The sequence below is a fragment of the Mesorhizobium sp. C277A genome (genome assembly GCF_040324395.1).
In the GTDB taxonomy this organism is placed as follows: Bacteria; Pseudomonadota; Alphaproteobacteria; order Rhizobiales; family Rhizobiaceae; genus Mesorhizobium.
Genome location: NZ_JAMYVW010000002.1, coordinates 119,943 through 138,803 on the forward strand (window position 1 = coordinate 119,943; position 18,861 = coordinate 138,803).

General features: G+C 64.1%; 17 protein-coding genes. 12 read left to right on the top strand and 5 right to left on the bottom strand.

All coding sequences use genetic code 11. The features are described 5' to 3' along the window. Nucleotide 1: 1 nt before the first annotated feature. Nucleotides 2-1,327 (top strand): glycolate oxidase subunit GlcF, encoded by a 1,326-nt coding sequence (gene glcF, locus NKK52_RS00635; protein ID WP_023681832.1) that lies wholly within the window; start codon nt 2-4, stop codon nt 1,325-1,327. A 4-nt stretch (nt 1,328-1,331) separates the two neighbouring features. Here the strand turns inward: glcF and NKK52_RS00640 are convergent, their stop codons facing one another. After that, on the bottom strand, nt 1,332-2,252 hold the full coding sequence (locus NKK52_RS00640) for a bifunctional 5,10-methylenetetrahydrofolate dehydrogenase/5,10-methenyltetrahydrofolate cyclohydrolase (RefSeq protein ID WP_023670547.1): 921 nt from the start codon (nt 2,250-2,252) through the stop codon (nt 1,332-1,334). Nucleotides 2,253-2,523: 271 nt separating this feature from the next. After that, nucleotides 2,524-3,270, bottom strand: a complete 747-nt coding sequence (locus NKK52_RS00645; protein WP_023681831.1) for a L,D-transpeptidase — start codon at nt 3,268-3,270, stop codon at nt 2,524-2,526. Nucleotides 3,271-3,479: 209 nt separating this feature from the next. Between NKK52_RS00645 and NKK52_RS00650 the strand changes: the two genes are divergently transcribed. Next, nucleotides 3,480-4,118 carry a DNA-3-methyladenine glycosylase I gene (locus tag NKK52_RS00650; protein ID WP_023670545.1) on the top strand — a complete coding sequence of 213 codons (639 nt, stop codon included), beginning with the start codon at nt 3,480-3,482 and terminating at the stop codon, nt 4,116-4,118. Between the two features lie 127 nt (nt 4,119-4,245). On the opposite strand, the gene NKK52_RS00655 is transcribed toward NKK52_RS00650, so the two are convergent. Continuing rightward, entirely contained in the window at nt 4,246-4,488 is a 243-nt protein-coding gene (locus NKK52_RS00655) for a hypothetical protein (RefSeq protein ID WP_023681830.1), read from the bottom strand. 203 nt (nt 4,489-4,691) lie between these two features. Between NKK52_RS00655 and hisS the strand changes: the two genes are divergently transcribed. The 5 genes from hisS (at nt 4,692) to NKK52_RS00680 (ending at nt 11,380) form a co-directional block, all read left to right on the top strand. After that, nucleotides 4,692-6,197, top strand: a complete 1,506-nt coding sequence (hisS, locus tag NKK52_RS00660) for a histidine--tRNA ligase (RefSeq protein ID WP_023681829.1) — start codon at nt 4,692-4,694, stop codon at nt 6,195-6,197. Nucleotides 6,198-6,369: 172 nt separating this feature from the next. Next, nucleotides 6,370-7,491: an ATP phosphoribosyltransferase regulatory subunit gene (locus NKK52_RS00665; protein WP_023681828.1), complete on the top strand. Its 1,122-nt coding sequence runs from the start codon at nt 6,370-6,372 to the stop codon at nt 7,489-7,491. Further along, entirely contained in the window at nt 7,488-8,189 is a 702-nt protein-coding gene (gene hisG / locus NKK52_RS00670) for an ATP phosphoribosyltransferase (RefSeq protein ID WP_023681827.1), read from the top strand. The genes NKK52_RS00665 and hisG overlap by 4 nt, the downstream gene beginning before the upstream one ends. Nucleotides 8,190-8,419: 230 nt before the next feature. Beyond that, a complete protein-coding gene (locus NKK52_RS00675) occupies nt 8,420-10,180 on the top strand; it encodes an AMP-binding protein (protein WP_023681826.1) in 1,761 nt (586 codons plus the stop codon). A gap of 96 nt (nt 10,181-10,276) precedes the next feature. After that, nucleotides 10,277-11,380 (top strand): calcium:cation antiporter, encoded by a 1,104-nt coding sequence (locus tag NKK52_RS00680; protein WP_023681825.1) that lies wholly within the window; start codon nt 10,277-10,279, stop codon nt 11,378-11,380. Between the two features lie 111 nt (nt 11,381-11,491). Here NKK52_RS00680 and NKK52_RS00685 read toward each other — a convergent pair whose 3' ends face one another. Beyond that, nucleotides 11,492-12,400, bottom strand: a complete 909-nt coding sequence (locus NKK52_RS00685) for a hydrogen peroxide-inducible genes activator (protein ID WP_023681824.1) — start codon at nt 12,398-12,400, stop codon at nt 11,492-11,494. A gap of 140 nt (nt 12,401-12,540) precedes the next feature. On the opposite strand from NKK52_RS00685, the gene katG reads away from it, so the two are divergent. Continuing rightward, nucleotides 12,541-14,736, top strand: coding sequence for a catalase/peroxidase HPI (katG, locus tag NKK52_RS00690; RefSeq protein WP_023681823.1), 2,196 nt, complete (start codon nt 12,541-12,543; stop codon nt 14,734-14,736). 64 nt (nt 14,737-14,800) lie between these two features. Here the strand turns inward: katG and NKK52_RS00695 are convergent, their stop codons facing one another. Continuing rightward, nucleotides 14,801-15,478 carry an MIP family channel protein gene (locus tag NKK52_RS00695; protein ID WP_023681822.1) on the bottom strand — a complete coding sequence of 226 codons (678 nt, stop codon included), beginning with the start codon at nt 15,476-15,478 and terminating at the stop codon, nt 14,801-14,803. 319 nt (nt 15,479-15,797) lie between these two features. On the opposite strand from NKK52_RS00695, the gene NKK52_RS00700 reads away from it, so the two are divergent. From NKK52_RS00700 to NKK52_RS00715, 4 genes are all read left to right on the top strand, one after another. Further along, complete coding sequence (locus tag NKK52_RS00700) at nt 15,798-17,087, top strand: RsmB/NOP family class I SAM-dependent RNA methyltransferase (RefSeq protein WP_023681821.1); 1,290 nt, start codon at nt 15,798-15,800, stop codon at nt 17,085-17,087. Between the two features lie 86 nt (nt 17,088-17,173). Further along, nucleotides 17,174-17,614, top strand: coding sequence for a TspO/MBR family protein (locus NKK52_RS00705; protein ID WP_502902976.1), 441 nt, complete (start codon nt 17,174-17,176; stop codon nt 17,612-17,614). A gap of 84 nt (nt 17,615-17,698) precedes the next feature. Beyond that, entirely contained in the window at nt 17,699-18,157 is a 459-nt protein-coding gene (locus NKK52_RS00710) for a PaaI family thioesterase (protein WP_023681819.1), read from the top strand. Then, a complete protein-coding gene (locus tag NKK52_RS00715) occupies nt 18,157-18,822 on the top strand; it encodes a 5'-methylthioadenosine/S-adenosylhomocysteine nucleosidase (protein WP_031193243.1) in 666 nt (221 codons plus the stop codon). Before NKK52_RS00710 ends, NKK52_RS00715 begins: the two co-directional genes overlap by 1 nt. Nucleotides 18,823-18,861 lie beyond the last annotated feature (39 nt).

Here is an 18,861-nt window from a genome sequence, read left to right on the forward strand (position 1 = left end):
AATGCAAACCAACTTCTCCCTTGCCCAGCTTGCTGATCCGCATGTCGCGGAATCGGAGAAGATCCTGCGCAAATGCGTGCATTGCGGCTTCTGCACCGCCACTTGCCCGACCTATGTGACATTGGGCAACGAGCTGGATTCGCCACGCGGGCGGATCTATCTCATCAAGGACATGCTGGAGAACGGCCGCCCGGCCGACAAGGAGATCGTCACCCATATCGACCGCTGCCTGTCCTGCCTCGCCTGCATGACGACCTGCCCGTCGGGCGTCAATTACATGCACTTGGTCGACCATGCCCGCGCCCATATCGAGGAAACTTACAAGCGGCCGCTGCTCGACCGGCTCACCCGCGCCATGCTGGCCTTCGTGCTGCCCTATCCCGCGCGCTTTCGCGCCGCGCTGAAATTGGCGAGACTCGGCAAGCCATTCATTCGTCTGTTCGAAAAGGTGTCGGCCCTGAAGCCGCTCAGCGCGATGCTGAAGCTGGCACCGGCCTCGATCCCGACGGTCTCGCCAATGGCCTCTTCCGGCATTCATGCCGGGCAGGGGACGAAGAGAGGCCGCGTCGCCATCCTCACCGGCTGCGCCCAATCGGTACTCGACCCCGCCATCAACGAGACGACGATTGCATTGCTGACCAGGCTTGGCGTCGAGGTCGTGGTGCCGCAGGGCGAAGCCTGCTGTGGCGCGGTTGTCCATCATATGGGCCGCGAGGCAGCAGCCCTTGCCTCGGCCCGGCAGAATGTCGATGCGTGGACGCGTGCCATCGACCAGGGCGGGCTCGATGCCATCGTCATCACCGCGTCCGGCTGCGGCACAACGATCAAGGACTACGGCTTCATGCTGCGCCTCGATCCGGCCTATGCCGACAAGGCCGCGCGGGTCTCGGCGCTGGCCAGGGACATTACCGAATATCTCGCAAGCCTCGACCTGCCCGAGCCGGTGCGCAAACCCGGCACCGTCGTCGCCTATCACTCCGCCTGCTCGATGCAGCACGGTCAGAAGATCATCCGCCAGCCGAAGGAATTGCTGTCCAAGGCGGGCTTCGTCGTGCGCGAACCGCGCGAGGGGCATCTGTGCTGCGGCTCCGCCGGCACCTACAACATCCTGCAGCCGGAGATTTCCGCAAGGTTGCGTGACCGCAAGGTGAAGAACATCGAGGCGACCGACGCCGAAATCGTCGCCACCGGCAACATCGGCTGCATCACCCAGATCGCTTCCGCCGCGAAGCTGCCGGTGGTGCACACGATCAAGCTGCTCGACTGGGCCTATGGTGGTCCGAAGCCGGAGGGCGTCTCCGAAGGAAACCTGGTCGCCGCCGAGTAAGCAGCTATTCCGCTGCCAGCCGGTCCACCACGCCATACGTCGCCTGGTAGCGCGCGCGCTGGCGGCTGAGCGCGACCATTGTGTTGCGCAAGAGGATCGCCACAGTGATCGGGCCGACGCCGCCCGGCACCGGCGTGATCCAGGACGCGACTTCCTTCACGCTCTCGGTGTCGACGTCGCCGACGATGCGGCTCGTGCCGTCCGGGCCGATCTCGGAATTGATGCCGATGTCGATGACGGCCGCACCGGGCTTCACCATGTCGGCCTTGATCAGCCGCGGCTTGCCGACGGCGACGAACAGCGCATCGGCGCGGCGCGCATGTGCCGCCACCGAGCGCGTCATGTGATGGCACACCGTCACCGTTGCGCCTTCGCTCATCAGCAGGAAGGCAATCGGCTTGCCGACGATCTCGGAATGGCCGACGACGACGACTTCGAGCCCCTTGAGGTCGAGGCCGGTTTCCTTGAGCAGCTCGACCGAGGCCGCAGCCGTGCAAGGCGCGAGGTCGAGCTGGTTGTAGACGATATTGCCGATCGACGCCGGATGCATGCCCTCGACGTCCTTCAGTGGATGCACCGCCGCTTGCAGCGTCTTGATCGGGATATGCGCCGGCACCGGCCGCTGGATGATGATGCCGGTGACGCGCGGGTCGGCGTTCAGGCCGTGGATCGCCGCCTCGAGTTCGCCGGCGCTGATGTCGGCGGGGAACCGCCGCTCCTCGAAACCGATGCCGGCAAGCGCGGCCTTGGCGCGCTGGTTGCGCACATAGACATCGACGGCAGCGGTATCGCCGACGGTGATCGACACCAGCTTGGGCGGAAAACCTTCGGCGGTGGCGATGGCGGCATCCTCGCGCACGGATGCCATGATGCGCTGGGCGACCGGGCCGCCCCGGAGATAGCGGCTATCGTCTGGCGGAGACATGGCTGAACCTTTGCAGCGAGTTTGGCGCAGGGGAGTTTGGCCGTCCCTATAGCAGGGGAAATGCGGCAAGGCAGCGTGAAAGCGAACCGTCATCCCCCTGGCGCGACGTTCTGGCGCAGCCTGGCTCAGCTATAGCCGCAAAGAGAAAGGGCAGCGCGGTTTCCCGGGCTGCCCTTTCCTGACTGGCCGCATCCCCACACGGCCCGTCCCCCGTAAACTCTTCCCGATCCCTGAAGGTCTAGCCTTCTGAACCAGATGATTCGGTAGCCGACTATATCACGACCACGGTCGTTCCAACATTGACCCTGTCGTAAAGGTCAACCACGTCCTCGTTGCGCATGCGGATACAGCCGGAAGATACCGAGCCGCCGATGGTCCATGGCTGGTTGGTGCCGTGGATGCGGTATTCCGTCGTGCCGAGATAGAGCGCGCGGGCGCCGAGCGGATTCTCTTCGCCACCGGCCAGATAGGTCGGGAGGTAGCGGCCCCTGGCAGCCTCGCGCTTGATCATCTCCGCTGGCGGGCGCCAGTCCGGCCAGACGCGCTTGTTGGTGATCTTGTGCGTGCCAGACCATTCGAACCCAGGCTTGCCGGTGCCGACGCCATAGCGCCGCGCCTTGCCGTTCTTCTCGACCAGGAACAGGAAGTTCTGCGTCGTATCGATGACGATCGTGCCCGGCTTCTGCGGGCCGTCATAGGCGACTTCCTGCGGCAGATAGAGCGGATTGATCTGCGGCCGCATCACCACGCGCTTGGCCGGCGCCTGCACGGAAGCAGTGCGCACCCGATCGGGTCGCGCTGGCTGCGCATAGCGAAGGCGTGGCTGCTGCTGCACGAACTGGCGGCTCTGCCGCACGATGCCGGGCGCGCGGCCAAGCTGCAGCACCCAGGGCGCGGAAAGGTCGGGGCTCACCATCACCGGCGGCCTGTCGGCATAGCGGTCGTTGGCGGCAGACGAGGTGACGCCGGCGGCCAGAATGGCCACGGCGCCGAGCACGGAACGCAAAAAGATCTTCATCGGAACGCACCTTGATCGTCGAACGGACGGAGGCGGAACTTGCCCCCGGTTGCGCGATCCTTGGCGCGAAGCCACAACCGAAACATGAATCGGAATGCGTAAAATGCCGCTTTGTCAGTAAACCTTTTGGTGTGGTTACCGCCGGGTTCAGGAATCTGGTAAAGCCGCGGTAAATGCAGCGCGAAAGCGCGTTAACGGATGGATTGGCCATGGCGCAAGACAACACCGGACTGCTTACCGGCTCCGACGGGATCACGCGCTGCTTCTGGCACGGCAATCTGCCGGACTATCTGCACTACCACGACCATGAATGGGGCCGGCCGGTCGCCGACGACCGCAGGCTGTTCGAAAAGATCTGCCTCGAAGGCTTTCAGTCCGGCCTGTCCTGGCTGACCATTCTGCGCAAGCGCGAGAATTTCCGCGAGGCCTTCGCCGGTTTCGACTTCGACAAGGTCGCTGCCTTCACCGACGAGGATGTCGAGCGCCTGGTCGCCAATGCCGGCATCATCCGCCACCGCGGCAAGATCGTCTCGACCATCAACAACGCCAAACGGGCGTGCGAAATGGTCGACGAGTTCGGCTCGCTGGCCGCTTGGTTCTGGAAGTTCGAGCCGGGGCCGAAGGAGCGGCCGGCGGTGGTGGACATGGCGCATCTACGCGCCAACCCGACGACAGGGGTCTCGATCAGGATTTCGAAGGAGTTGAAAAAGCGCGGCTGGACCTTTGTCGGCCCGACGACGGTCTACGCCTTCATGCAGGCGATGGGTCTGGTCAACGACCATCTCGAAGGCTGCGTGTGCCGGGAGCAGGTGGAGAAGGAACGCAAGGCCTTTAAGAGGCCGAAGTAGGGCGCTGTCCCCCTACCTCCCCCTTGTGGAGAGGTCGCGCCGAAGGCGCGGGTGGGGGTATCTTGGCGCCGCACCCCCACCCCGACGCTACGCGTCGACCCTCCCCACAAGGGGGAGGGTAAGGAACTCACGTCCCGCTGGCGCCAGTCAGGAACAATCCCGCCACAATCGCCGCCAGTGCCGCAAAGGCCGGATAAATCACCAGCAATCCGGTCATCAGCGCCTCGCGCATGGTGGAACCCTTGCGCTCGTCGGCGGTGACCTCAAACGGACCGAGGCTCGCCGTCACCTGCGCACGGCTCTCGGCCGGCCGCAGCCGGACTTCATGCAGGCCGTCGTCTCTGATGTCGAACTTGTGTGCCGCAGTCATGGCCCCAACCCTTTGTTTCGGCGCGCTTATCGGCTCTGATTGTGTCGGCACGATGCCGCGCCGATGGCGGAATTGTTTCCTTTTGGTGCGTTTTGTTTCGGAGAAGAAGGAAAAAGCGCAAACCCTTGCCGCACAAAGCCGCTTCGGTTAGGACACGCCCACTCCAAACAAGTCATCGATTACTAAGCGAAAAGACCCATCCCATGGCCGACAAATCGGAAAAGACGAAAGCGCGGCTGCCGCGCGGCTTTGCCGACCGCAGCGCGGACGATATCCGCGCCGTTGAGAAGATGATGGCCACGATCCGTTCGGTCTATGAGCTCTACGGTTTCGAGCCGGCCGACCAGCCGCTGATCGAATACACCGATGCGCTGGGCAAGTTCCTGCCCGACCAGGACCGGCCTAATGAGGGCGTATTTTCTTTCCAGGACGATGATGAGCAGTGGCTGTCGCTGCGCTACGACCTGACCGCGCCGACGGCGCGCTACGTCGCCGAGAATTTTGAGAAGCTGCCGAAACCCTATCGCAGCTACCGCTCCGGCTGGGTGTTCCGCAACGAAAAGCCCGGCCCGGGCCGCTTCCGCCAGTTCATGCAGTTCGACGCCGACACGATCGGTACGCCGGGCGTCGCAGCCGACGCCGAGATGGCCATGATGATGGCCGACGTGATGGAAGCGCTTGGCATCAAGCGTGGCGACTACGTCATCCGGGTCAACAACCGCAAGGTGCTGGATGGCGTGCTGGAGGCGATCGGCCTTGGCGGTGACAACAATGCCGGCCGCCGGCTGACCGTGCTGCGCGCCATCGACAAGCTGGACAAGCTCGGGCCGGAAGGCGTGAAGCTTCTGCTTGGGCCGGGCCGATGGGATGGCGGCAAGGAAGGCGAGGGCGACTTCGCCAAGGGCGCTGGTTTGGACGACGGGCAAGCTGAAGCAGTTCTCCTCGCCACGGCAAGGAACGCACAGGTCGACCAGGTTTCCATAGTGGGCTCGAACCCGACTTACCAAGAAGGCGTCGGCGAGCTCGCGACGATTGAAGCCCTGGTCAGGGCGGCCGGATATGGCGAAGATCGCATCGCCATGGACCGCTCCATCGTGCGTGGCCTCGAATACTACACCGGCCCGGTTTTCGAGGCCGAGCTTCTGGCCGAAATCCCCAACGAAGACGGCCAGATCGTGCGCTTCGGTTCGGTCGGTGGTGGCGGCCGCTATGACGGGCTGGTCTCGCGCTTCCGTGGCGAGCCGGTGCCGGCGACCGGCTTTTCGATCGGCGTCTCCCGCCTGATGACGGCGCTGAAGAACCTCGGCAAGCTGGACACCACCGATGTCATCGCGCCGGTCGTCGTGCTGGTGATGGACAAGGATACGGAAAGCCTAGGTCGCTACCAGAAGATGGTGGCCGATCTGCGCGCGGCCGGCATCCGCTCCGAAATGTATCTCGGCGGCGCCGGCATGAAGGCGCAGCTGAAATATGCCGACCGCCGCGGCAGCCCGGTCGCCATCATCCAGGGCGGCGACGAGCGCGCCAAGGGCGAGTTGCAGATCAAGGATCTGGTCGAGGGCGCCCGCATGTCGGCCGAGATCACCGACAACGCCGAATGGCGCGCCGCAAGGCCGGCACAGGTCACGGTGGCGGAGAGCGAGTTGGTCGCCGAGGTGAAGAAGATTTTGGCTGCGCAGGCCGCTGACCGTGCGAAGGGTGGCGCTTGAACGCCCCCCTCTGGCCTGCCGGCCATCTCCCCCTCAAGGGGGGAGATTGGATGTCGCGCATGGTTTCGCCAATCTCCGGCGTTGAAGAAGAGGCGCTGCGCTCCAAGCTGCCAATCTCCCCCCTTGAGGGGGAGATGGCCGGCAGGCCAGAGGGGGGTGCCTCGCGCCACGCATGACCTCCCGCTATCCCGCCATCGCATCCGAAATCACAAACCTCTTCGCCACCCGCAACACCCATGCGGTTGAGGTCGCGGTGCTGCAGCCGGCCGACCCATTCCTCGACATGGCCGGCGAGGATCTGCGCCGCCGCATCTTTCTCACCGAAAGCGAGACCGGCAAGACGCTGTGTCTGCGGCCCGAATTCACCATCCCCGTCTGTCTCGACCACATCGCCTCGCAGGCCGGCACGCCGCGCCGCTATTGCTATCTCGGCGAAGTGTTCCGCCAGCGCCGCGAGGGCGGCAACGAGTTTTTCCAAGCCGGCATCGAGGATCTCGGCGACCGCGATACGGCCAAGGCCGATGCGCGTTCGCTGGCCGATGCGCATGCGCTGCTGCAGCTGGTGCTGCCGGCGCAACCTCTTGCGATCACGCTCGGCGACCAGACCATCTTCGAGGCGGTGCTGGCGGCCCTCGGCCTGCCGCGCGGCTGGCGCATGCGACTTGCGCGTGCCTTCGGTTCGGCGCCGATGCTGCAGGCAGCGTTGTCCGATCTCGCCAACCCGCCACGCAACGGTCAGCTTGACGGCGAAGTCGCGGCCCTTGTCCTCAATGGCGATCTCGAAGCGCTTTCCGCCCACATTGCCGGCGGCATGGAAGAGGCCGGCCTGCTGGCATCCGGCGGACGCGCGCCCGCCGACATTGCCCGGCGGCTGATCGAAAAGGCCGAACTGCGCAGCGTGCGGTTGTCGAACGAAGCGTTTGCGGCGCTCAGGGATTTTCTCGCCATCGACGTGCCGCTCGACGGCTCGAGTGCTGCGCTCGAAAGTTTTGCGGCCTCTGCCGGGCTTTCGCTGGGCGCGGCGCTGGAAAAATTCGCCGCCCGCGCCAAAGCCATCGAGGCAAATGGCCTGCCTGCAAAGACGATCCGCTACGACGCTGCCTTCGGCCGTCCGCTGGATTACTACACCGGCATCGTCTTCGAGATCGCAGCACTTGGTGGCGAGCGGCCGCTGGCCGGCGGCGGTCGCTACGACCGGCTGCTGACCCTGCTCGGCGCCAAGACGCCGATCCCCGGCGTCGGCTTCTCTGTCTGGCTCGACCGCATCGAAGCGCTGCGGGGAGAGCCGCAATGATCACGCTGGCGATCCCATCGAAAGGCCGGCTCAAGGAGCAGGCCGTGGAGGTACTGGCCAGGGCCGGGCTTGCCGTCAGCCTGCCCGGCGATGAGCGCCAGTACCGCGCCCGCATCGACGGCGCCGAGGGCATCGAGGTGGCGTTCCTGTCGGCGTCCGAAATCGCCGGCGAGATTGGGCAAGGTTCGGTCGACCTCGGCATTACCGGCGAGGATCTGCTGCGCGAAAACCTCGCCGACTGGGAGGCGCGCGCCGAAATCGTCGCTCGCCTCGGCTTCGGCCATGCCGATGTCGTGGTCGCGGTGCCCGGCATCTGGCTCGACGTCGATACTATGGCCGATCTCGACGATGTCGCCGCCGATTTCCGCCAGCGCCACGGCAGGCGACTGAGGATCGCAACCAAATACTGGCGGCTCACGCAGCAGTTCTTCTCGCAAAAGCACGGCATCCAGGTCTACCGCATCGTCGAAAGCCTCGGCGCCACCGAAGGCGCACCGGCCGCCGGCCTCGCCGATGTCATCGTCGACATCACCACCACCGGCTCGACCCTACGCGCCAACCATCTCAAGGTGCTGGCCGATGGGGTTGTGCTGGAGTCGCAGGCTTGCCTGGTGGCTGCCCGGAAAGATCGTGCGCCGGCGGATGAGGCGCTAGTGCGGGAAATCGCCGCGAAGATGAGCGCGCTCCCTCCCCCTTGAGGGGAGGGTGGACAGCCGCCAAAGGCGGATGGACGGGTGGGGTCGCTCCGGCAGTGCTCGACGCGAGACGACCCAAGCCGGGTCGACCGTGACCAAGGAAGTCGAGCACTTCGCCGAGGACCCCACCCGCCTCGCTTCGCGAGGCACCCTCCCCTCGAGGGGAGGGAAACCGCCTGTACTTTCCACCACCCCATCAGGCTGCTAGGCTCACTCATCGGGAGGAGACGGCGATGGCGATCAATCTCGACGAGCTCAAGAACGCCACCAATCTGCGCGGGCGCGGCAGGGCGTTCATCGCGCCGATCGATGGCAGGGCGCATGTCTCCGGCGAGCGCACCCCGTCGCTGCTCGACAAGACGATCCCTCAGCTTTTCTCCGGCACGGTCAGCAAATACGCCACGCAGGATGCTGCCGTCTTCGTCGGCCAGGACAAGCGCTTCACCTGGAGCGAACTGTCGGACACGGTCGATACGCTCGCCGCCGGCTTCCTGGCGCTTGGCCTCGAAAAAGGCGACCGTGTCGGCATCTGGTCGCCTAACCGCTGGGAATGGCTGGTCACCCAGTTCGCCACCGCTCGGATCGGCCTGATCCTGGTCAACATCAACCCGGCCTACCGGCTGACGGAGCTGGAATATGCCCTCAACAAGGTCGGCTGCAAGGCGCTGGTCACCGCCGCCAGCTTCAAGACCTCTGACTATCTCGGCATGCTCGAGACGCTGGCGCCGGAGCTGGCCAGGGCCACCCCCGGCAAGCTCAGGGCGCAGAAATTGCCGGCGCTGAAGATCGTCATTCGCATGGGCGATGACAACTCGCCCGGCATGTTCAATTTCGCCGACGTGCTGTCGATGGCCGGCCGTGACGAGCATGACAGCCTCGACCGCATCTCCGAAGGGTTGAAGCCGGGCGAAGCCATCAACATCCAGTTCACTTCGGGCACGACGGGCGCGCCCAAGGGCGCGACCCTGACCCACACCAACATCGTGAACAACGGCAATTTCGTCACCGTGGCAATCAGGCTCACCGTCGACGACCGGCTCTGCATCCCGGTGCCGCTCTATCACTGCTTCGGCATGTCGATGGGCACGATGGGCTGCGTCACCAAGGGCGCGACCATGGTTTTCCCGGGCGAGGGTTTTGACGCCGGCGCGACGCTGAAAGCGGTGGCGCAGGAACGCTGCACCGGCCTCTACGGCGTACCGACCATGTTCGTCGCCATGCTCGACCATGCGGATTTCGCCAGCTTCGATCTCTCCAGCCTGCGCACCGGCATCATGGCGGGCTCACCATGCCCGATCGAGGTGATGAAGAAGGTGGTGTCGCTGATGCATATGGAAGAGGTGACCATCGCCTATGGCATGACCGAGACCAGCCCGGTGTCGTTCCAGAGCAGCGTCGACGACCCGCTGGAAAAACGCGTCTCCACCGTCGGCCGCATCCACCCGCATGTCGAGGTCAAGGCCATCGATGCCAGTGGCGCCACCGTCGCAATCGGCACGCCCGGGGAGCTTTGCACACGCGGCTATTCCGTGATGAAGGGTTATTGGGACGACGCGGAAAAAACCCGCGAGGCGATCGACAGCGATGGCTGGATGCACACCGGTGATCTCGCCACGATCGACTCCGAGGGCTATTGCAACATTGTCGGCCGGGTCAAGGACATGGTCATCCGCGGCGGCGAAAACGTCTATCCCAGAGAGGTCGAGGAATTTCTCTATCGCCATCCCAAGGTCAAGGAGGTGCAGGTGTTCGGTATCCCCGACGCCAAATATGGCGAGGAGCTGTGCGCCTGGATCGTGCTGAAGCCCAACCAGATCGCGACCGAGCAGGAGATTAGGAACTTCTGCGCCGGCCAGATCGCCCACTACAAAATCCCCCGCTACATCCGCTTCCGCACCGAACTGCCGATGACGGTGACGGGAAAACCGCAGAAGTTTCTGATGCGCGAGGCGATGGTGGAGGAGCTAGGGCTGGTGGTGCAGAAGACGGCTTGAGGGGTGAGGGCCGGGGGACGGGACTGCCCGGCTTCTAAACGACATTGGGGTGCTCGACAGGCTTCCGCAAGGTTCGCCGAACGCATTGGGGCTTGAATGACTGGTTTCGCACGATCAGCGACTTCCTATGCGATGCCTTTGGCCGCGCTGGCACTGGCCGTTGCGGTCAGAGTCAGCGGGCTATCGGTGGACGAAGGTTCGCCGAGCGTCAGGATTCTCGTCGGAGCGCTCTCGAGTGCGATCATGTTCATCACTATTTTCGTGGTGCTCGATCACGCCGAGGCGGTGGCCCACCGTGTGGGGGAGCCTTACGGCACATTGGTGCTGACTTTTGCCGTGACGGCAATCGAAGTGTCGATCATCGTCTCCATGATGCTGCATGGAGAGAACAACCCCACGCTTGCACGTGAATCCGTCTTCTCGACAGTGATGATTGCCTCCACCGGCGTTGTCGGAATGTGTCTCACGTTTGGCGGCTGGCGGCATCGCAAGCAGGCAATTGTCCGGCAAGGGACCAGCGCATATCTGGCGGTTCTGGCCGCACTGACCGTCATGACGCTTATCCTGCCGACCTACACGCGCACCACCGATCCTGGCACATTTTCGGCAGCTCAGCTTGGCCTGGTAAGCGTTCTTTCCGTGCTGCTCTATGCAAGCTTTGTGTTCGCGCAGACAGTCCGGCATCGGGACGATTTCATCGAAGGACTGGCACACGACCTTTCGGCGCGAACCGCCCCTCACAAAAGCATCTCTTCCAGCGCTCTGCTCCTGGTAATCGGACTGATCGGAATTGTCATGCTCGCCGAGCAGGTCGCCGCAAGTGTTGAAGATGCGCTCGTTGCTTACCAGGCGACCCAGGCTGACAGCATTGTGGGGGCAATGATCGCGGGTCTGGTTTTGATGCCGGAAGCCATTTCGGCGGTTCGCGCTTCACTCAACAATGAGCTGCAGCGCGGCCTGAATGTCGCAATGGGTTCGGCTTGCGCCACGATTGGTTTGACGATACCTGCGGTCGCAGCAGCCAGCCTGCTTACGGGACGAGGGTTGACCCTGGGGCTCCCGGAAGCTGACGCAGTACTTTTGGTTTTAGCGCTTTTCATATGCGGCGTAAGCTTTAGCAACGAAAGGACGACCTTCCTGACCGGAATCGTCCATGCCGTGGTATTTTTCGCGTATGTATTTCTGGTATTTATCCCTTGAGGCTTTTTTTGGTGCGATCTGGCGACCAGCCGTCAAGGCGGGTATTCTCGAACGCGCCTGATTTGAGTTTCTTTTCGGGGTTCCCAAGGCGCCATCCAAGACCCGAACGACTCACACCCCCAGCACCGCCGCATCCAACCCCCGAATGATCTTCGCCAGTTCCACGCATTCATCATGCCGCACCTTGTTGCGGCGCCAGGCGAGGCAGATCGTGCGTTGCGGCATTGGCTCCTGGAACGGCACGATCTTGAGGTCCGGCATGGCGCTGGCCGGCTTCGCCGCCATTTCCGGGATAAGCGTGACGCCGAGACCATGCGCCACCATCTGCAGCAGCGTCGTCAGGCTGGTGGCGCCGTAGCTTGCCATCGCTACGGGACGCACGCTGCCGCAGAGCGCGAGCGCCTGTTCGCGCAGGCAGTGGCCTTCCTCCAAAAGCATCAACCGCTCCAGCGCCAGGCTTTCCGGCGGCACCGGTGGCGAGGCGAAGGCTGGATCTCCGGATGGCACGGCGATGAAGAAGCGGTCGGCGAACAGTTCCTCGGTGACCAGGCCCGGCTGCTCGAGCGGCAGCGCGGCAATGAAGGCGTCGAGCCGTCCGCTTGCCGTGTCCTCGACCAGTGATGCGGTGACTGCTTCGCGCAGTTCGAGCTGCAGGGACGGAAAATGCCGTTTCAGTTCCGGGAGCACATGCGGCAAAAGATACGGCGCCACGGTCGGGATGATGCCTAGCCGGAAGCGGCCTTCCATGGCCGGGCGGCCGCGCCGGGCCGTCGTCTCGACGTCGCTGATATCGCGCAGGATGCGCTCGATGCGTGGCAGCAGCGCTTGCGCCTCTTCCGTCATCCGCACCGTCTTGCCGCCGCGCTCGAACAGCCGGCAGTTCAGCCTTTGCTCCATCTCGGCGATCTGCGCGGACAGCGCCGGCTGGCTGACGCCGGCGAGTTTTGCGGCGCGGCCGAAATGCAGCGTTTGCGCCAAAGCCTCGAAATATTGCATCTGCCGCACGGTCAAGCCAATCATAAGGAAAACCTATCGCAACAAACAGGAAAGGCAATTTGTTTTTATCGAAGAGACGGCTTAGTCTGGAACCATTCCAGAGTGGCGCGGCTCCCGGCCGGCCCGGAAAAAACAACACATAAATCAGCAATTCGGAGGCCAAGATGGACGCGATGACCGACGACAACAGCGCCGGCAAATGCCCGGTCGCGCATGGAACCTCCGCCAGGACCAACCGCGACTGGTGGCCGAACCAGCTCGACATCGGCGTTCTCCACCAGCAGTCGAGCCTTTCGGACCCGATGGGCGAAGCTTTCGACTACGCCGCGGAGTTCAAGACGCTCGACCTCGACGCGGTGATCGAGGATTTGCACAAGGTGATGACGGATTCGCAGGATTGGTGGCCGGCCGATTTCGGCCATTACGGGCCGCTGTTCATCCGCATGGCCTGGCACAGCGCCGGCACCTATCGCATCGGCGACGGCCGGGGTGGCGCCGGTGCGGGCCAGCAGCGTTTCGCGCCGCTGAACAGCTGGCCGGACAACGCCAATCTCGACAAGGCGCGCCGGCTTTTGTGGCCGGTCAAGCAGAAATACGGCCGCAAGATCTCCTGGGCCGACCTGTTGATTCTCACCGGCAACGTCGCGCTGGAATCGATGGGCTTCAAGACCTTTGGCTTCGCCGGTGGCCGCGCCGATGTCTGGGAGCCCGAGCAGGATGTCGACTGGGGTTCGGAAACCAAGTGGCTCGACGACAAGCGCTATTCCGGCGACCGTGAGTTGCACGGCCATCTCGGCGCGGTGCAGATGGGCCTGATCTACGTCAACCCGGAAGGGCCGAACGGCAAGCCGGATCCGCTGGCCTCGGCCCGCGACATCCGCGAGACCTTCGCGCGCATGGCAATGAACGATGAGGAAACCGTGGCGCTGATCGCCGGCGGCCACACATTCGGCAAGACCCATGGCGCCGGTGATGCAACACTGGTCGGCGCCGAGCCGGAAGGCGCGGGCATCGAGGCGCAGGGCCTCGGCTGGTCGAGCAAGCATGCCACCGGCATTGCCGGCGATGCGATCACGTCCGGCCTCGAAGTTACCTGGACGACGACGCCGACCCAATGGAGCAATAATTTCTTCGATAATCTGTTCAACTTCGAATGGGAGCTGACCAAGAGCCCGGCCGGGGCCCATCAGTGGACGCCGAAGGGCGGCTCTGGCGCGGTTACGGTGCCGGACGCGCACAATCCCTCGAAGCGTCATGCGCCGGCAATGCTGACCACCGACCTCGCGCTGCGGGCCGACCCGGCCTATGAGAAGATCTCGCGCCGCTTCCATGAGCATCCGGAGCAGTTCGCCGATGCCTTCGCCCGTGCCTGGTACAAGCTCACCCATCGCGACATGGGGCCGGTCGCGCGCTATCTCGGCCCGTTGGTGCCGAAGGAAGAGCTGATCTGGCAGGATCCGGTTCCGGCCGTCGACCATGAGCTGGTCAGCGACCAGGATATCGCATTGCTGAAGGCCAAGATCCTGGCTTCGGGCCTCAGCGTTTCGCAATTGGTCTCGACCGCCTGGGCCTCGGCCTCGACCTTCCGCAACTCCGACAAGCGCGGCGGCGCCAATGGCGCGCGCATTCGCCTGGCGCCGCAGAAGGACTGGGAGGTCAACCAGCCTGTCGAACTGGCTAGCGTGCTGGCGAAGCTCGAAGCCATCCAGAACGAGTTCAACGCAAGCGGCAAGAAGGTCTCGCTGGCCGACCTCATCGTGCTCGGCGGCGTCGCCGCGGTCGAGAAAGCCGCAACGGATGGCGGCAATGCGGTGAAGGTTCCCTTCACGCCCGGCCGCACCGACGCCTCGCAGGCGCAGACCGACGTCCATTCCTTTGCGGCGCTCGAGCCGAAAATTGACGGCTTCCGCAACTTTGTCAGGGGCAAACCGCCGATGTCGGTCGAAGCCATGCTGGTCGACCGGGCGCAACTGCTCAACCTGACGGCGCCGGAGATGACGGTGCTGGTTGGTGGCCTGCGCGTGCTCGGCGCCAACACCGGCGGCTCGAAGCATGGTGTGTTGACCGACAGGCCGGGCACGCTGACGAACGACTTCTTCGTCAACCTGCTCTCGATGAGCACCATCTGGGATCCGGCCTCCGAGCCGGGCTCGCATGAGGTCTATGAAGCACGCGACCGCAAGACCAGGGCAGTCAGGTGGACCGCCACACGCGCCGACCTGATCTTCGGCTCGCATGCGCAGCTGCGCGCGCTGGCCGAGGTCTACGGGTCGGCGGATGCCGGGCAGAAATTCGTTGGCGATTTCGTCAAGGCGTGGACCAAGGTGATGAACGCCGACCGTTTCGACATCGCTGCCTGATACAACCTCCCAAACGAAGGGCGCGGGCCGAGGCCCGCGCCCTTCGTTTTCGCAGGCTTCGAAATCAGTCCTTTTCGAAGATGCGTGCCTTGGCGACGACGCCAGCGATTGCGCCGCCGATCAGCGGCGCAACGATGAACAGCCAGAGCTGGCTGAGGGCTGCGCCGCCGGTAAACAGCGCCGGGCCGATCGAACGCGCCGGATTGAGCGAGGTGCCGGTCACCGGGATCATTGCGAAGTGCAGTCCGGCCAGCGTCAGGCCGATGACCAGGCCGGCGAACGCCGTCGAGTGCTTCTCGGCGGTGACGCCGAGGATGACGGTGACGAAGGTGAAGGTGCCGATCAGCTCCCACAGGAAGGCCGAACTCGTCCCCCATTTCGCCACGTCCCAGCCATTGGCGCCGAAACCGGTGGTGTGCCCGCCGGTCTGGCCGGAGACGATGATCCACAGCGCCAGCGAGGCCAGAATGGCGCCGATGATCTGCGCGATCCAGTAAGGAATGACATCCTTGGCCGGCAGCCGGCCGGCAAGGAAGACGCCGAGCGTGACGGCTGGGTTGAGATGTGCGCCTGAGATGGGACCCACCGCGTAAGCCGCCGCAATCAGGCCGATGCCGAACGCCAGGCCGATGGCTTCCTGGCCCAGCGGCAAGTCGGCGAGAAAGCCACCCGTCGCCACCGACGCCGTGCCGATAAACACCAATAGAAATGTCCCTAGAACTTCCGCAAGATACGTTTTCATTGCCCTCTCCTCGTATCGATCCGTCGGTCCGCTTTTCCGCGCCGCGAATCATGGCGCAAAGAGTATTCCCAACGCAAAAGCTTGGAAAGCTGAGCAATTGCGCCACAGATCGTGCTTACGGCGGCCAGTTACCAACATTAGAGACCTTGCATATATTTGAGATTTGTTATCGCCGGCGGGCGGACATTTGCCGGCGGGGAAAATCGTCGGCCGCGAGCGGAAGGCCTCGTCGCCGCGAAATTCAAGCGGGGTTCAATCTCGACGCGAAACGCTCTAAGAGCAGGCCGAAAGATACTGTGCTCGATAGATGGAATGACGAATGCGACTGGGCGGACGGCTGGCGGCAGCCATTGAAGTGCTGGACGACATTGGCCGGCGCCACCGGCCGGTGGCCGATGCGCTGAAAGATTGGGGCCTGTCGCATCGCTTTGCGGGCGGCGGCGACCGCGCGGCGATCGGCAACATCGTCTACGACGCGCTGCGCCACAAACGTTCCGCCGGCTGGCTTTTGGGTGAAGACACGCCCCGCGCCATCGGCTTCGGCGCGCTGCTCATCGAATGGGGCCAGACGCCGCAATCGCTTAACGATGCGCTCCAGGGTGACAAGTTCGCGCCGCCGCTGCTCAGCGCCGCCGAGTTGCAGGCGCTGGCCGAGCGCCGGCCTGAAGACGCGCCGGAGGCGGTGCGGGCGGACATACCCGACTGGTGCGCGCCGCTCTTCGAACGATCCTTTGGCGCAGACTGGGTTGCGGAAGGGGCGGCTTTGGCGACCCGCCCGCCGCTCGACATCAGGGTCAATACGCTGCAGTCCGACCGCGCCAAAGTGCTGGCGGAACTCGCCGAAACCGGCGCCAAGGCAGCCGCTATCGCGCCACAAGGCATTCGCATCCCGCCCATCGACGGCGACGGCAGGCACCCGAACGTACAGGCCGAGCCGGCCTTCCAGAAAGGCTGGTTCGAGGTCCAGGACGAAGGCTCGCAGATCGTTGCCGCCCTTGCCGGCGCGCAAGCCGGGATGCAGGTGCTCGATTTCTGCGCCGGCGCCGGCGGCAAGACGCTGGCGTTGTCGGCGGCGATGGCCAACAAAGGCCAGGTCTTCGCCCATGATGCCGAAAAAGCACGGCTGGCGCCGATCTTCGACCGCCTCCGCCGTTCGGAAAACCGCAACGTCCAGGTTGTCACCAAGCCGGCTGAGCTCAGCCCCCTCGCAGGCCACATGGACATCGTGCTGGTCGATGCGCCCTGCACCGGCAGCGGCACCTGGCGGCGCCGTCCAGACGCCAAATGGCGGCTGATGCAAAGACAGCTCGATGCCCGCAAGGGCGAGCAGTCGGCGATCCTCGATGCGGCGAAGGCCTATGTCAAACCGGGCGGCCTGCTAGTTTACATCACCTGTTCGGTGTTCGACGAGGAGAATGGCGAGCAGGTCGCCGCCTTTCGCGAACGGCACAAGGGCTTCGTTCCGGTCGATCATCGCGCGCTTTGGGATGCCAGCTTCCCCGGTCACGCAGCGGCCGCCCGGATCGGCAAGACAAGCGATATCTCGCTGTCGCCGGCTCTGAGCGGCACCGACGGCTTCTATTTCTGTGCGCTGCGTCGGGCGAATTGACGCTGCGATTGACAGACTGACATAGCGCTCCAGTTGCAGATGCGCGGCGTCGCCCGCCAGACGGGGTAGAATTCTTGCAAAGACATGTGTCGCTTCTGCTTTTCCTCCTTCTGGTGCTCGGCGGCGGCCTGTTGATCGGCTATGCGACGTTGCCGGGTGAATGGTATGCCTCGCTCGCCAAGCCGCCCTTCAACCCGCCCAACTGGGTCTTCGCGCCGGCCTGGACGCTCCTTTATGTCCTGATCGCCGTAGCCGGCTGGCGGACATGGGAGCGGGAACGAGCAGGCGCCGCGATGAAGATCTGGGCCCTCCAGCTTGTTCTGAACTTCGCGTGGTCGCCGACTTTCTTCGGCGCCAAACAGATGGGGCCGGCACTGGTAGTGATCCTGGCTCTTCTCGCCAGCATTGCGCTGTTCATAGCCACGGTGTGGAACCGCGACCGGGTTTCCGGCTGGCTGTTTGCGCCCTATGCCGCGTGGGTAGCCTTCGCCACCTTGCTCAACGCGTCGCTGCTCCTGTTGAACTGAGTGCTTTGCTGCAGTGCAGCAAAAGCATTTGCGTGGCGTTCAGGCGTCTGCGATAAGCTTTGCAGATAAATCAGGGCGATGGCCATGGCAGCAAAGATCGTACCCGCACCCGATTATGAGGACCGCGTCAGGGCGTCGTTCGCGCGCCAGCAGGCGATGGCGACCATTGGCGCCGAGCTGACCCTTGTGACGCCGGGCATCATCGAGATCGAAATGCCCTATTCCCAGGCACTGACCCAGCAGCACGGTTTCCTTCATGCCGGGGTGATTTCGACGGCGCTGGATTCGGCCTGCGGCTATGCCGCATTTTCGCTGATGCCGAAAAATTCCGGTGTGCTGACCATTGAGTTCAAGGTCAACCTCCTGGCGCCCGGCCGGGGCGAACGCTTCCTGTTCCGCGGCTCGGTGACCAAGCCCGGCCGCACCATCATCGTCGCCGACGGCCAGGCCTACGCCTTTGCCGCCGATGGCGAGGCCAAGCTGATCGCGACCATGACCGGCACGATGATGACGGTGGTTGGCCGTGACGGGATAGCAGGCTGATGGCCAAAATTACGCGAATTGGTGGCAAGGACGTCCTCTTCGTCATGGCGGCGCAGGCCGAGTACGGTCCGCATCTGCAAAAACTGTTCACGCCGCTGATGACGGGCGTCGGCCCGGTAGAGGCAGGTGTGCGGCTCGGCGCCGAACTGTCATGGCTGAAATCCGAGAAGGCGTTGCCCGATCTCGTCGTCTCGCTTGGCTCCGCCGGCAGCCGCACACTGGAGCAGACGGAAATCTACCAGGCGGTCTCGGTCAGCTATCGCGACATCGACGCTTCGCCACTAGGCTTCGAAAAAGGCGCGACGCCGTTCCTCGACCTGCCGGTGACCGTCCCGCTATCATTCAGGATACCGGGCATTAAAGAAGCCAGCCTGTCGACCGGCGGCGCCATCATCACCGGCGCCGCCTACGACGCCATCGCCGCCGATATGGTCGACATGGAAACCTTCGCCTGCCTGCGCGCCTGCCAACTGTTCGCCGTCCCTCTGATCGGCCTGCGCGGCATATCCGACGGCGCTGCCGACCTCAGGCATGTCGGCGACTGGACCGAATACCTCCATGTCATCGACGAGAAGCTGGCCGATGCGGTCATGCGCCTCGAACAGGCCATCGGCTCCGGCACGCTACACAAGGAGCAGCCTGGGCAAGAGCCGGCAGCGCTCTGAAAGTCGGGCTACGCACCCCATTGCGCCGACTCGTTTCTT

Coding starts and splice junctions, on each gene's coding strand:
- hisG (WP_023681827.1), top strand. CDS start 7,488: ATGATCACGCTGGCGATCCCATCGAAAGGCCGGCTCAAGGAGCAGGCC.
- hisS (WP_023681829.1), top strand. CDS start 4,692: ATGGCCGACAAATCGGAAAAGACGAAAGCGCGGCTGCCGCGCGGCTTT.
- NKK52_RS00715 (WP_031193243.1), top strand. CDS start 18,157: ATGGCCAAAATTACGCGAATTGGTGGCAAGGACGTCCTCTTCGTCATG.
- NKK52_RS00645 (WP_023681831.1), bottom strand. CDS start 3,270: ATGAAGATCTTTTTGCGTTCCGTGCTCGGCGCCGTGGCCATTCTGGCC.
- NKK52_RS00710 (WP_023681819.1), top strand. CDS start 17,699: ATGGCAGCAAAGATCGTACCCGCACCCGATTATGAGGACCGCGTCAGG.
- NKK52_RS00665 (WP_023681828.1), top strand. CDS start 6,370: ATGACCTCCCGCTATCCCGCCATCGCATCCGAAATCACAAACCTCTTC.
- NKK52_RS00640 (WP_023670547.1), bottom strand. CDS start 2,252: ATGTCTCCGCCAGACGATAGCCGCTATCTCCGGGGCGGCCCGGTCGCC.
- NKK52_RS00655 (WP_023681830.1), bottom strand. CDS start 4,488: ATGACTGCGGCACACAAGTTCGACATCAGAGACGACGGCCTGCATGAA.
- NKK52_RS00675 (WP_023681826.1), top strand. CDS start 8,420: ATGGCGATCAATCTCGACGAGCTCAAGAACGCCACCAATCTGCGCGGG.
- NKK52_RS00680 (WP_023681825.1), top strand. CDS start 10,277: ATGACTGGTTTCGCACGATCAGCGACTTCCTATGCGATGCCTTTGGCC.
- glcF (WP_023681832.1), top strand. CDS start 2: ATGCAAACCAACTTCTCCCTTGCCCAGCTTGCTGATCCGCATGTCGCG.
- katG (WP_023681823.1), top strand. CDS start 12,541: ATGGACGCGATGACCGACGACAACAGCGCCGGCAAATGCCCGGTCGCG.
- NKK52_RS00685 (WP_023681824.1), bottom strand. CDS start 12,400: ATGATTGGCTTGACCGTGCGGCAGATGCAATATTTCGAGGCTTTGGCG.
- NKK52_RS00650 (WP_023670545.1), top strand. CDS start 3,480: ATGGCGCAAGACAACACCGGACTGCTTACCGGCTCCGACGGGATCACG.
- NKK52_RS00700 (WP_023681821.1), top strand. CDS start 15,798: ATGCGACTGGGCGGACGGCTGGCGGCAGCCATTGAAGTGCTGGACGAC.
- NKK52_RS00695 (WP_023681822.1), bottom strand. CDS start 15,478: ATGAAAACGTATCTTGCGGAAGTTCTAGGGACATTTCTATTGGTGTTT.